Raw genomic sequence first — 13,350 nt, forward strand, 5'->3', positions numbered from 1 at the left:
GTCGTCATGGCGAAGGGTCTACTTCTTGCCCAGATCGGGGTGGAGCAGCGACGGGGCGGCGCCCAGAAGCAGGCGCGTGTAGTCGTCCTTCGGGTTGTTGAAGACCTGCTCGGACGTGCCCACCTCGACCGCGAGCCCGCCGTTCATCACGATGATGCGGTCGGAGATGTAGCGCACGGTCTGGATGTCATGGCTGATGAACACCATGGCCAGCCCCAGCTCCTTCTTGAGGTCCATGAGCAGGTTCAGGATCTGCGCGCGCACGGACACGTCGAGGGCGCTGGTGGGCTCGTCGGCGATGATGGCGTCGGGCTTGAGCGACAGGGCGCGGGCGATGGCCACGCGCTGGCGCTGGCCGCCGGACATCTGGCCGGGCAGCGCCTCGAGCACGCTCTCAGGCAGGCCGACCATGCCGATGAGCTCGTGGACGCGCGCCTCGCGCTCGGCGGGGGTGCCCACCTTGTGCAGGTTCATCGGGTCCATGAGCTGGTCATGGACGGTCATGCGGGCGTTCAGGGCCGTCGCCGGGTCCTGGAACACCACCGAGATCACGCGGCCGATGGTGCGGCGGTCGGCCGCGGTGCGGTGCGTGACGTCCTTGCCCTTGAAGAACACGCGGCCCTCGGTGGGCTTCTGCAGGCCGCACATCACGTTCGCCGTGGTGGACTTGCCGCAGCCGGACTCGCCGACGATGCCGATGGTCTCGCCGGGCATGAGCTTGAGCGTGAGGCCGCGCACGGCATGGACCTTGTTGGGGTGCAAGATGGAGCCCGTGCGGGTCTTGAAGGTCACCTTCACGTCGTCAAGGAAGATGATGGGAGTCTGCTCGTCGGAAGCCTTCGTCTCGACGGCCTCGGCTTTGATCTCCTCGGTCATTACTCGACACCTCCCTTCACGTAGGGCTCGATGCCGAGGCGCATGAGCTCGCTGTCAGGCAGCTCGGCATAGTAGTGGTCGGTCTGATGGTAGCGCTTGAGCATCGGGCGGATCTGGGAGACCTTGTCGGGATGGCTCGAGCGCGGGGTGAAGCGATCGCCCTCGGGGAAGTCCTTCGGAGAGGGGACCGAGCCCGGGACCTGGTGCAGGCGATCGCCGCCGGCCTCGATGGAGAGCACCGAGCCCAGAAGGCCGCGGGTGTACTCGTGGATGGGGTTGGTGAGGATGTCCTTCACCGGGCCCTGCTCCACGACCTGGCCGGCGTACATGACGGTGATGGAGTTCGCCACCTCGGCGACGAGCGCGAGGTCATGGCTCACGAACACCATGGCGAAGCCGAGCTCGTGCTGCAGGCGGTTGAGCAGGTCGACGACCTGCTTCTGCACCGTCACGTCGAGGGCGGTGGTGGGCTCGTCGGCGATGACGAGCTTCGGGTCGCGCGTGAGCGCCATGGCGATGAGCACGCGCTGGCGCTGGCCGCCGGAGAGCTCATGCGGGTAGGAGCCGAGCGTGCGCTTCGGGTCGAGGCCCACGAGCTCGAGCAGGTCCTCGGCCGTGCGGGTGCCGCCGCGGGAGGTGAGCTGCTTCATCTGCGTCCTGATGAGCATGGACGGGTTGAGCGAGGACAGCGCGTCCTGGTAGACCATGGAGATCTCCTTGCCGCGCAGCTCGTTGATCTCCTTCTGCGTCATGCTGAGCAGGTTCTTGCCGTCGTAGAGGATCTCGCCGGAGATCTCGGCCTTGGGGTCGAGCAGGCCCATGATGGCCAGCGAGGTGATGGACTTGCCGCAGCCGGACTCGCCCACGAGTCCCATCGACTGGCGCGGGCGCACCACGAAGCTCACGTGGTCCACCACGTTCACGTCGCCGTGGCGCGGGAACTTGATGCAGAGGTCCTTGACCTCGAGGATGGGCGGCACGTCGGTGCGCGCCTCGAAGCGGTCGTTGCGGATGCCCTCCATCTCCTTCAGGCGGGCGAGGCGCTTCCCGAGCATGTCAGCCTGAGCGGCGTAGGCGAGCTTCGGGTCGGCGACCAGGCGGTCGGCCTCGCGGTCGGTCTTGAGGTCGGCCTCGGTGAGCTTCACGGCGCTCTTGGGGGCGGCCATGGCGTCGGTGATGCCCTCGGACACGATGTTCAGGCAGAGCACCGTGACCATGATGGCGATGCCGGGGAACAGCGCCTGCCACCAGCGGCCGGCCAGCACGCCGTTGCGCGCGTCAGCGAGGATGTTGCCCCAGGTGGGCGTCGGCTCGGGGATGCCCGCCGAGATGAACGACAGGGACGCCTCGAACACGATGGCGTCAGCCACGAGCACGATGGTGAACACGAGCACGGGCGCGATGCAGTTGCGCACCACGTGCTTGACGAGGATCCAGGGCGCGTGCGCGCCGGACACGATGGCCGCGCGGACGTAGTCCTGGTTGTACTCGCTCATGACGTTCGCCCTCACGATGCGCGCGATCTGCGGGATGTACAGAAAGCCGATCGCGAAGATGAGCGAGGGCACGCTGTTGCCGAACACCACGATGAAGGTGGCGGCCAGGGCGATGCCCGGGAACGACATGATGATGTCGAGGATGCGCATGATGACGTTGGAGATGTGCGGGCGCACCACGGCGGCGATGGCGCCGATGACGGAGCCCACCACGAGCGCGAACGTCGTGGCGCCCAAGCCGATGGCCAGCGAGTACTTCGCGCCGCACATGATGCGCGACAGGACGTCGCGGCCCTTGTCGTCGGTGCCGAAGAGGAAGTCGGCGTTGGGTGGCGTGCGGGCCGTGTAGATGGCCAGCGGGTCGTAGGGCGCGATGAAGTCGGCCAGCAGCGCCATGAGGATGATGAGGATGAGGATCACGAGCGAGATGCGCGCGCCGATGGTCATGGCCTTCCAGCGGCGGAAGCGGACCTTGCCAGCGTTGGCCTCGAGTTTCTTGGTGAGGTTTCCACGAAGTTGTACCATAGCGCTACACCGTCCTGATTCGCGGATCGATCAGGATGTAGAGCATGTCGACGATCACGTTCACGACGATGAACGTGATGGCGACCACGAGGACGACACCCTGTACCAACATGACGTAGTTCGATGTGACGCCCGAGAGGATGGCCATGCCCATGCCGGGCAGGGCGAAGATGACCTCGAGGACCACGGCGCCGCCGATCATGTAGCCGAACTTGAGGCCGAGCACGGTGACGGGCGTGATGAGGGCGTTGCGCAGCACGTTGCGGGCGACGACGGTGCCGTAGGGGATGCCGAAGCCGCGCGCGGTGCGCACGTAGTCCTTGTCAAGCTCCTCGACCATCGAGGTGCGGATGATGCGCGTCATCTGGCCGGTCAGGGGAACCGCGAGCGCGACGCCGGGCATGGCCATGCGGGCGAGCCATCCGGCGGGGTCCTCGAAGAGCGGGGGAAGCGGACCCGATGCGGGCAGCAGGTGCAAGGTGGATGAGAACAGAAGGATGAACAGCACCGAAAGCCAGAACGACGGCGTCGCGATGCACGCGATCGAGAACACGCGGATTACCTGGTCAGGCCAGCGGTCGCGGTACAGGGCCGAGACGACGCCCAGGATGGCCGAGAGGATGATCGCGATGATGAAGCCGAAGAAGCCCAGCTGCAGCGTGACGGGCAGGGCCTGCGCGATGCGGTCTGCCACCGACTGGCTCGCCGCGCCGTAGGTGCCCAGGTCGCCCTGGAAGAAGCCGGCCATGTAGCGGCCGTATTGCACGATGGTCGGGTCGTTGAGGCCGTGTGACTCGCGGTAGGCCTCAAGCTGCTCCGGCGCCGCGTTCTCGCCGAGCGCCGAGTAGGCCTGGTCGATGGGCGAGAGCGACATGAGGAAGAACACGAGGACGGTGACACCAAATATCATGATCGGTAGCCAGATGAGGCGGTTGCCGATCAATCGTAAGAGATTGTTCACTGAATCCCCCTTTCGTTTCGGCTCTGACGAGCCCTCTTTCCTGTAGACGGCCTTTCTGAAAGAGCTCCCCTGATCCGACGTCTCAATAGAAATAGCCATCTTCCATTATAAGGGGACAAACCGTGTTTTTTTCGGGAAAGTAAAGGGCAAGTCAACCGGAGCGCAGGTTGCATCTCCGCCGACGCCGAGCGGTTATCAGGCCGTCACGCAGGCGGTGCGTTCCCGGGTCATCCCGAGTGGAGCATGCCAGCTCATCTTAGGCGAACATCCCTCTTTATGTCATCCTGAGCGAGCGAAGCGAGTCGAAGGATCTGGTCCCGAGTGCAATGCGTCGCATGTGCAATCCACGTGCAGCCAGATCCTTCGACTCCGCGCCCTGCGGGCGCTCCGCTCAGGATGACACGGGGGAGGGCGCCCCCTCCCTACCGCACCGCTGCGCTGCGGCGCCTCGCCGGGTGCCCCCTCCTTGCCGTCCGCTGCGGCGCGTGGCGGCTAGTCGTCGGCGAGCTGCTTCTCACACACGTGCCACCAGCTGTTGCCCGCGCCGCGCGCGTGCTCGCAGCCGACGCAGGGCCGCGTGCAGAACTCCGCGCTGCGCATGTCCTCGGTGAGGAGGTCGGCGCCCGCGTACGGCGTGCGCGGGGTGTCGGCGCACGCCTGCTCCATGCCGCGGATGAACAGGGCGGCCATCTGCCTCATGCCCTTGGCGGTGGGGTGCGTGCCGTCAATGGCGTCGTAGTCGAAGCCGAACGCGGCCATGTCGACCAGGTAGCAGCCCGCGCGCGCCGCCGCGGCGGCGCGGATGGCGTCGTTGTACTCGTCGACGCACATGCCGCGGAAGTAGCGCGGCGAGGTGGGGCGGCGCGCCCCGGCCACGCGCCCCGGCAAAAGCGTGGACACCCAGATGCGGGCCTCGGGCCACTTCTCCCGCATCTGGTCGATCATGCGGCCGTACGACGCGGCGAAGTTCGCGACGGTGCCCTCGGGCGCCATGCCGGCCACGCGGCCGTGGTAGGGGCAGGCGGCGGCGAGCTGCGGCGGCGCGGACGGCGTGGCTGCGGCGATCTGCGCGTCGCCCGACCCCCAGCCGTAGTCGTTGATGCCGATGTGCACGATGATGTCGTCGGGGACCCGCCCGTCGCGCGCAAGCGCCGCGATGCGCTCCGCGCTCGCGCCGACGGGGAACTCCGTGCCCTCGACCACGCAGCCCGACCAGGCCGCGTTGGCCAAAAGCTCCCCTTCGAAATGGTCTATGACCTGGCCCCACCAGGTGTCGGCGACGGAGTCGACACCGGTCGCCGCGCGCCGTTCGCCCTCGTAGAACACGAGCCAGCCCTCAGGCAGCGCGCCTTCGAACGAGCTGATGGAGTCGCCGTAAACGGAGAAAAGACGCGTCATGGTGAATCAGTCTCCTGTCCTTTGAGTGCCTTGCCCTGCCTGCACCTTGCCGTACCCGGTGAGAAGCCGCCCGCGGCCAGCGCCTCGCGCCCGATGCGCCGCCCGACCGCCGCCTCGCGTCCGATGCGCCGCCCGACCGCCGCCGCCCGACCGCCGCTCCGCGCGGGGCTTGCGCGGCGTGCGGGAACCGCATACCTGCCATCTTACTGGAAGCACGCGCGCTTGTGTTGCCGCAACGTAAAAAGAAGCCCGCCTCGGGTGAGGCGGGCTTCCGATGCGCTTGCAGGCGCTGCGTCAAGCGAGGGCGTGCCTACTTGAGCGAAGCGTTCTGGAAGTACAGACCGGTGGTCGGGCTGGGCTCGAAGCCGTCGATCTTCTCGTCCCACCAGCCGGTGGTAACCTGCTTGTGGAACAGCGGGTACAGCGGCACTTCCTCGGAGATGAGGTCGAAGCACTTGTTCCACGCGTCCTGGCGGGCAGCCTCGTCGGTGGCCTTGCGGGCGTCCATGAGGTAGCCGTTGAACTCCTCGCACTTGCCGTCGCCGCACTTGGCCCAGCAGGAACGACCCTGGGCCCAGTCGGTGTTCTGGCCGTAGAACCAGGACAGGTGCACGTCAGCGTTGGTGCCGAAGCAGCTCACGTCGCCGGGGGCCAGGAACACGTCGAAGGGCAGGACCTCGTTGGTCGGCGAGGGGGCCATCGTCGGGTAGGGGGCAGCCTGGACGTCGAGCGTGCAGTCGATGCCCACGGCGAGCAGGTCCTGCTGGATCTGGTTGGAGATGCTCTTGATCCAGTTGTCGATGACGAGCAGGGTGACCTTCATGCTCTCCTGGCCGGCTTCCTTGAGCAGGGCCTTGGCCTTCTCCGGGTCATAGGTGTAGACCGTGGAGGCCTTGTGGTAGGCCGGGTTGGACTCGGGCAGGTAGGACGTGATCTTGTCAGCGGTGCCGCCGAGCTGGTTGGAGATGATCTTGTCGTAGTCGATGGCATAGAAGAACGCCTGGCGCACGCGCTTGTCGTTGAAAGGCGCCTTCTGCGTGTTGAACATGAGGAAGCCGATGCCGTAGCTGGGAACGCTCTCGACGGTGACGCCGGCGTTGACGAGCTGGTCGACGTTGTCGAACGGGATGTTCTCGCCGGCAACCGCGGTGCCCTCCTGCAGGGCGGTGACGCGGGCGGTGTTGTCAACGCGGACGAGCCACTCCATGGCATCGGCCTTGGCCGGGGCGGCGCCGTTGTAGTTCGGGTTCGGGGTGAAGTTCAGCGCGCCGCCGTCCTCGCCGTCGCACTTGCCCCACATCCACGCGCCGGAGCCGGTGGCCGGGGTCTTCATGGGCTCGGTGGTGATCTCGGAGGCCGGGAACACGCGGACCAGCGACAGGCGCTCCTTGAGCAGGTTGGCGCTGTCGATGAACTCGTAGCCGAGCTTGAAGGTGACGGTGGCGTCGTCCTTGGCCTCGGCGGACTCGATGAAGGACAGCATGTCGGCGTAGGTGGCGTTGGCCTTGTTGGCCTCGACGCAGGCGACGACGTCAGCAGCGGTCACGGCGTTGCCGTCGCTGTACTTGGCGCCCTCGCGCAGCTTCACCTCGTACTCGGTCTTGGAGACCTCGGTGGGCTCGCCGGCGGCCAGGGCGGCGTTCACCTTGCCAGTGAAGTAGTCGAGCTCGTAGAGGCCCTCGAGGCAGTGCTGGATGGCGGGGAGCATCAGAGCGGAGCTCGCGCCGACGGGGTTGTAGTTCGAGTTCTTGTAGCTGCAGGCAGCCGTGATGGTACCACCACCCTGGGCTTCGGCCGCGCTGCTCTCAGCGGGCTTCTTCTCCTCGCCGCCGCCGCCGCAGCCGCTCAGGGTGAGCGCCGCGAGGGCACCGGTCGCCGCCGTGCCTGCCAAGAAACCACGGCGAGTCAGATTAACCTGTTCCATAATTCCCTCCAACTTGTGAGTCGGCGGGGCGCCAGCCCCGCATCGCATGCACGGGCTAATGGGTTCGCGCGCGCGATAACTATATTATGGGCGAAAACCGCTGCAAAATAAAGCAGAGCGGCGAAATAATGTTCGCCGCCGCCCACTTGTCGCCCCGCGGGGTGGCGCAAGCGCGGCGGAAAGGCGGTAGACGGGGCGTCGTTCCCGCTGCTGGCGCGCGGGTTTTCGGCGGGGCCCGGCCCTTCGCGCCCCGCTCCGCCCGCCCCGCCTTCGCCGCCGCTCGCCCCGCGCGGGCCGTGCGGGGCGTCCCACTTACCGAATACGCGCCTTCTGCGGGTCCCTTTTGCCCGTCCGCGCCGCGCACGCCTCGCGCGTGACTGGTATCATGGAGCGCGTATTTCTGTTCGTCGAGGAAGCCCAAGCCGCATCCGGCCCTCTCGGCCTCGCCGACCCGGTCGCCCGGCTTTTCCCGATAGGCACAGGTCCCCCTTCGAAGGAGAGGTAAATGACGAGAGAACTCAAGTCGATGGACGGCAACAACGCGGCGGCGTACGTCTCCTACGCGTTCACCGAGGTTGCTGGCATCTATCCCATCACGCCTTCCAGCCCCATGGCCGACTACGTCGACCAGTGGGCGGCGCAGGGCAAGAAGAACATCTTCGGCACCACCGTCAAGGTGTGCGAGATGCAGTCCGAGGGGGGCGCCGCGGGCGCGGTGCACGGGTCGTTGGCGGCGGGTGCCTTCACCACCACCTACACGGCTTCCCAGGGCCTGCTCCTCATGATCCCCAACATGTACAAGATCGCGGCCGAGCAGCTGCCGAGCGTGTTCCACGTGAGCGCGCGCACGGTGGCCACGCACGCGCTCAACATCTTCGGCGACCACTCCGACGTCATGGCGTGCCGCCAGACGGGCTTCGCGATGCTCGCCGAGACCAACGTCCAGGAGGTCATGGACCTGTCCGCCGTGGCGCACCTTGCCGCCATCAAGGGCAAGGTCCCCTTCATCAACTTCTTCGACGGCTTCCGCACCTCCCACGAGATCCAGAAGATCGCCGTGTGGGACTACGATGACCTGGCCGAGATGTGCGACATGGACGCGGTGCGCGCCTTCCGCGAGCACGCGCTGAACCCCGAGCGCCCGGCCATGCGCGGCTCCCACGAGAACGGCGACATCTTCTTCCAGCACCGCGAGGCGTGCAACTCAACGTACGACGCGCTGCCCGCCGTGGTGGAGGACTACATGCACCAGGTGAACGCCAAGCTCGGCACCGACTACGAGCTGTTCAACTACTACGGCGCGCCCGACGCCGAGCGCGTGATCGTGGCCATGGGCTCCATCTGCGACGTGGCCGAGGAGGTCATCGACTACCTCACCGCCCAGGGCGAGAAGGTGGGCCTCGTGAAGGTGCGCCTGTACCGCCCGTTCGTGACCGACAAGTTCGTGGCCGCGCTGCCTTCCACGGTGAAGAAGATCGCCGTTCTGGACCGCACCAAGGAGCCCGGCAGCGTGGGCGAGCCGCTCTACATGGACGTGGTGAACGCGCTGGCCGTGGAGGGCGTCAGCGGCCTTGCCGTGGTGGGCGGCCGCTACGGCCTCGGCAGCAAGGACACCCCGCCGGCGAGCGTGTTCGCCGTGTACGCCGAGCTCGCCCAGGACGCGCCGCGCCGCGAGTTCACCATCGGCATCGTCGACGACGTGACCAACCTGTCGCTCCCGGAGGTTCCCTCGCCGAACACCGCGGCTCCCGGCACCATCGAGTGCAAGTTCTGGGGCCTCGGCGGCGACGGCACGGTGGGCGCCAACAAGAACTCCATCAAGATCATCGGCGACCACACCGACAAGTACGTGCAGGCGTACTTCCAGTACGACTCGAAGAAGACCGGCGGCGTGACCATCTCGCACCTGCGCTTCGGCGACGCCCCCATCAAGAGCCCCTACTACGTGAACAAGGCCGACTTCGTGGCGTGCCACAACCCGTCCTACATCACGAAGAACTTCCCCATCGTGAAGGACGTGAAGCCGGGCGGCATCTTCCTCATCAACTGCCAGTGGACGCCTGAGGAGCTCGAGCATCACCTGAGCGCCGAGGCGAAGCGCTACATCGCCGCCAACGACGTCAAGCTCTACACCATCAACGCCATCGACCTGGCCATCGAGATCGGCATGGGCAAGCGCACCAACACCATCCTGCAGTCCGCGTTCTTCACGCTCGCGGGCGTCATGCCGCAGGAGGACGCCATCCGCTACATGAAGGACGCGGCCACGAAGTCCTACCTGAAGAAGGGCCAGGACGTGGTCGACATGAACCACCGCGCGATCGACGCCGGCGCCACCGCCGCCGTGCGCGTCGAGGTGCCGGCCGCCTGGGCTGACGCCGCTGACGCGGGCGAGGCCCCCGCGCTGTCGGGCCGCCCGGAGCTCGTGCGCATGGTCACCGAGATCATGGAGCCGGTGGGCCGCATGAACGGCGACGCGCTGCCGGTGTCGGCGTTCATGGACCACGTGGACGGCCAGTTCGAGCAGGGCGCGGCCGCCTACGAGAAGCGCGGCGTGGCCGTGACGGTGCCCACGTGGGACGCCTCCACCTGCATCCAGTGCAACCAGTGCTCCTTCGTCTGCCCGCACGCCACCATCCGCCCGTTCGCGCTGACCGACGACGAGGCCGCCAGCGCTCCCGAGGCCGCCAAGCTCGTGGCCGCCAAGGGCAAGGCGGCGAAGGGCCTCACGTACACGCTCGCCATCTCGCCGCTCGACTGCATGGGCTGCGGCGTGTGCATCGGCGTGTGCCCCACCGACTCGCTCGTCATGGTGCCCGTCGAGGGCGAGCTGCCCCAGCAGGAGGCCTTCGACTACTGTGTGGCGAACGTCTCCGACAAGCCGGAGCTCGCGGACGCGAGCCTCAAGGGCAGCCAGTTCAAGCAGCCGCTGCTCGAGTTCTCCGGCTCCTGCGCGGGCTGCGCCGAGACGTCGTACGCGCGCCTGGTCACGCAGCTGTTCGGCGACCGCATGTTCGTGGCCAACGCCACTGGCTGCTCGTCGATCTGGGGCGGCCCGGCGGCCACCTCGCCCTACACGGTGAACAAGGACGGGCACGGCCCGGCGTGGAGCAACTCGCTGTTCGAGGACAATGCCGAGCACGGGCTGGGCATGCTGCTCGGGCACGAGGCCGTGCGCACGCGCCTTACGGCGAAGCTGCGCGACATGGCCGCTGCCGAGGCGACGCCCGAAGCCACGCGCGAGCTCATCGTGGCGTACCTGGACACGCTCGAGGACGGCGCGGCCAACGCCGCAGCTGCCCGTGCGCTCATCCCGGCGCTTGAGGCCGCGGCTGAGGCGGGCTGCCCCACGGCGCCTGAGATCCTCGCGGACAAGGAGTACCTGGCGAAGAAGAGCGTCTGGATCTTCGGCGGCGACGGCTGGGCGTACGACATCGGCTACGGCGGACTCGACCACGTGCTGGCGTCGGGCGAGGACGTGAACGTGTTCGTGTTCGACACCGAGGTGTACTCCAACACCGGCGGCCAGGCGTCCAAGGCGTCCAACATCGGCCAGGTGGCGCAGTTCGCCGCCTCCGGCAAGGACATCAAGAAGAAGAGCCTCGCCGAGATCGCCATGGCCTACGGGTACGTGTACGTGGCGCAGGTCGCCATGGGCGCGAAGCCGGCCCAGACGCTCAAGGCCATCCAGGAGGCCGAGGCTTACCCGGGCCCGTCGCTCATCATCGGCTACTCGCCGTGCGAGATGCACTCCATCAAGGGCGGCATGAAGAACTGCCAGGAGGAGATGAAGCGCGCGGTTGAGTGCGGCTACTGGAACCTGTACCGCTTCAACCCGGCGGCGCCCGCGGGCAAGAAGTTCACGCTCGACTCCAAGGAGCCGGCCGGCGGCTACCGCGAGTTCCTCATGAACGAGGCGCGCTACAGCCGCCTGACGCGCGAGTTCCCCGAGCGCGCGCAGGAGCTCTTCGAGCGCAACGAGAAGGCCGCCGTGGAGCGCTACGAGCACCTGGTGAAGCTCAAGGACCTCTACGCCGACGCGTAAGAGGCTGCTATAATGAGGGCGTTCCGGCGTTCGCGCTTTTAGCCGCGTAAGTGCTTGAAGAAGGAGGCGATGCCGCATGGCATCGCCTCCTTTTGGTTGGGCGCTTGAAGGCGATGACGATTGCTGAATGATGGAGCGCTCGCATGTCGAAGACTGTTCCTAGCGCGCAGGGCGAAAGCAGAGCCGTGCGAGAAAGCGGCTGCTCTGCAGACGTGCGTCCCTACGGCTTCTCGGGCAAGGAGCAACTTGCGGTCGACCTTTTGCTCAAGGGGCTGACCTCTGCCCAGTCTGCCCAGCAAATGGGGGTGAAGCCTTCCACGGTGCGCGCCTATCTGCAACGTGCTTACAAGAAGGCGGGCGTGGCCAACGCGGATGAGATGGTGGCGCTGATTGAACGTGACGGGCGTGCTTGTGGCGTTGCCTCGCCGGACGCTGGCTGTGCTGGCGAGGCGAGCTTTGCGCGCGGCCTTTCGGGTGAAACGCCTCGGCGCGCGGTGCTCCTCGCGCCTGCCGTCTTGCAGTCAACGCTTCTGATCTCGACGCTTCTCCTCCTTCTGCCGGGTGATGTCCTGTGGCGAACATGGAACAGGGGGTGGGAGCTGGTATGCGGCGCGACGGGTGCGATGGGCGTGTTTGGCGCTGCGCTCTTGCTGTTGATTCGTTTTCGCGATGGCGGCGTCCCTCTTCTTCGCCGCAATGTGAAGGCTGTTCGTTCCGAGGGTTTTGCTCGACATGGCGTGATGATGCTGGGCTTTGCGACGGCTCTGCTCATGCTCGGCGTGGGGGCGTGCGTCGACCGCTTCGTCACGCATGGTATCGACGGCGGTCCTGCAGGCTCGCTCGCATTCTTCGCGGCGTCGTTTTTGTACGTGCTGTGCCTTTGCGCGTGGGTTGCGCTGTTCTGGCTTGCGGGTTGTGAGAAGCCGAACCGCGCAGGCTCTCAAGATGCGAACTCCATCCGCCTTAGCGCCGAACGCCGCGGGGGAGAGGCACTGTGGAAGGTTTTCCCCTTGACGGGCGTGACAACGCTGGCATACCTGCTGACTCGTCCCTACCTGGGGTCTGTCGTGTGGTCGGCTTCGGTGGTGCTGGTCGCTTGTGCGGTTGTGGCCCTGTCGTTTTGCAGCGCTCCATACCTTGCTTGGCGGTACGGTGGGGAAGAGGGAGGCGCGGTCTTGCGTGCATGTAAGGCTACGTGGAAAGGCATGCCCTCATCTGCGCCCTCGCGCCCTTCTTCGTCCTCGGCTTTTCTCTCGCACGCCCCAGGTGTCTCTATTCCACGCCTGATGCTTGTCGGATGTGCGTGGGGCCTTGCGTGGGAGGAGCTGTGGCGCAGCTTGAGCGCGTTTTCCGTCGTGGGTATGATAATTCCGTTTGTTGTTGGCTCTCTTTTCATGCTGGGAGTGCTCTTCGCCTTGTCTTGGGGGCGTCGGGGGTGGGGCTATTCTGCTGTTGCGGTTTGCGCCTGCTTGGCCTCGCTCATCCAAGGGTCGGCGTTTTCCCTGTTTGCGGCTGCTTTCGTGGGATTGTTCGTTCTGCTTGAAAGCGAACTAGGGCCCGGCTTGCTCGTCTTGCGCGAGCTGTGCTGGTGTTGCGTTTCCTTTTCCCTCGGCGGCCTGGCGGGTCTCGTTTGCATCGGGGTGGTGAGCGACGTGCTCTTCGTCGTGGGCTTCGTGCAGGCAGGGCCGTTGAATCCGCTGTGGTCGCTGGTGTCGTTTTCGCTCGGGACGTTCTGTCTCTCTGCCCTTGCCGCATTCGGGTTGCTGCTCGCATCTGCCCGAAACGGAAGGCGCATGCGCGCGCTGCTCGAGGAGGACTGGGAGCGGTCTGCGGGTCGGCGCGTGCGGGACTTCCTCGAGCGGCGGGGTCTGAATGACACGCAGGTTGAGGTGGCGCTGCTCGTTGCGTGCGGCGCCACGACAGCGCAAATATCAGAGGCCCTGAGCTATTCGCGCGGCACGATTAATTCGTCGCGTGCCGCGGCGTATCGCTTGCTGAGGATCAACAGCCGCTCTCAGCTCGTTGCGCTTCTCGAGCGCGAGCTGGCCTTGTGAGGGCCGTCTGGGATCTCGGGCTGCAAAGTCCCAGATCAAGCCGTGTAGTCAGGTTTCTTCTCGATTTGCAT

Annotated in this window: 7 protein-coding genes; 2 read left to right on the forward strand and 5 right to left on the reverse strand. The window is 66.4% G+C overall.

Going from position 1 to position 13,350, the window contains the following annotated elements:
- Nucleotides 1-18: 18 nt before the first annotated feature.
- From G7Y50_RS04525 to G7Y50_RS04545, 5 genes are all read right to left on the reverse strand, one after another.
- Entirely contained in the window at nt 19-876 is an 858-nt protein-coding gene (locus G7Y50_RS04525; protein ID WP_165050254.1) for an ABC transporter ATP-binding protein, read from the reverse strand.
- Nucleotides 876-2,897, reverse strand: a complete 2,022-nt coding sequence (locus tag G7Y50_RS04530) for a dipeptide/oligopeptide/nickel ABC transporter permease/ATP-binding protein (protein ID WP_165050261.1) — start codon at nt 2,895-2,897, stop codon at nt 876-878. The genes G7Y50_RS04525 and G7Y50_RS04530 overlap by 1 nt, the downstream gene beginning before the upstream one ends.
- A gap of 4 nt (nt 2,898-2,901) precedes the next feature.
- Nucleotides 2,902-3,858, reverse strand: a complete 957-nt coding sequence (locus G7Y50_RS04535) for an ABC transporter permease (protein WP_165050268.1) — start codon at nt 3,856-3,858, stop codon at nt 2,902-2,904.
- A 492-nt stretch (nt 3,859-4,350) separates the two neighbouring features.
- The gene (locus tag G7Y50_RS04540) at nt 4,351-5,256 is read right to left on the reverse strand and encodes an SGNH/GDSL hydrolase family protein (protein ID WP_165050275.1); all 906 of its coding nucleotides are present in this window, start codon (nt 5,254-5,256) and stop codon (nt 4,351-4,353) included.
- 310 nt (nt 5,257-5,566) lie between these two features.
- Nucleotides 5,567-7,180, reverse strand: a complete 1,614-nt coding sequence (locus G7Y50_RS04545) for an ABC transporter substrate-binding protein (protein WP_165050279.1) — start codon at nt 7,178-7,180, stop codon at nt 5,567-5,569.
- Between the two features lie 505 nt (nt 7,181-7,685).
- On the opposite strand from G7Y50_RS04545, the gene nifJ reads away from it, so the two are divergent.
- Nucleotides 7,686-11,225: a pyruvate:ferredoxin (flavodoxin) oxidoreductase gene (gene nifJ, locus G7Y50_RS04550; protein WP_165050285.1), complete on the forward strand. Its 3,540-nt coding sequence runs from the start codon at nt 7,686-7,688 to the stop codon at nt 11,223-11,225.
- A 143-nt stretch (nt 11,226-11,368) separates the two neighbouring features.
- The gene (locus tag G7Y50_RS04555) at nt 11,369-13,279 is read left to right on the forward strand and encodes a helix-turn-helix transcriptional regulator (protein ID WP_165050298.1); all 1,911 of its coding nucleotides are present in this window, start codon (nt 11,369-11,371) and stop codon (nt 13,277-13,279) included.
- Nucleotides 13,280-13,350 lie beyond the last annotated feature (71 nt).

Source organism: Adlercreutzia sp. ZJ176, from assembly GCF_011038975.1.
Taxonomy (GTDB): Bacteria; Actinomycetota; Coriobacteriia; order Coriobacteriales; family Eggerthellaceae; genus CAAEEV01.

Excerpts from the sequence above, each read along its gene's own strand:
- G7Y50_RS04530 (WP_165050261.1), bottom strand. The coding sequence starts at position 2,897 with ATGGTACAACTTCGTGGAAACCTCACCAAGAAACTCGAGGCCAACGCT.
- G7Y50_RS04545 (WP_165050279.1), bottom strand. The coding sequence starts at position 7,180 with ATGGAACAGGTTAATCTGACTCGCCGTGGTTTCTTGGCAGGCACGGCG.
- nifJ (WP_165050285.1), top strand. The coding sequence starts at position 7,686 with ATGACGAGAGAACTCAAGTCGATGGACGGCAACAACGCGGCGGCGTAC.
- G7Y50_RS04540 (WP_165050275.1), bottom strand. The coding sequence starts at position 5,256 with ATGACGCGTCTTTTCTCCGTTTACGGCGACTCCATCAGCTCGTTCGAA.
- G7Y50_RS04525 (WP_165050254.1), bottom strand. The coding sequence starts at position 876 with ATGACCGAGGAGATCAAAGCCGAGGCCGTCGAGACGAAGGCTTCCGAC.
- G7Y50_RS04555 (WP_165050298.1), top strand. The coding sequence starts at position 11,369 with ATGTCGAAGACTGTTCCTAGCGCGCAGGGCGAAAGCAGAGCCGTGCGA.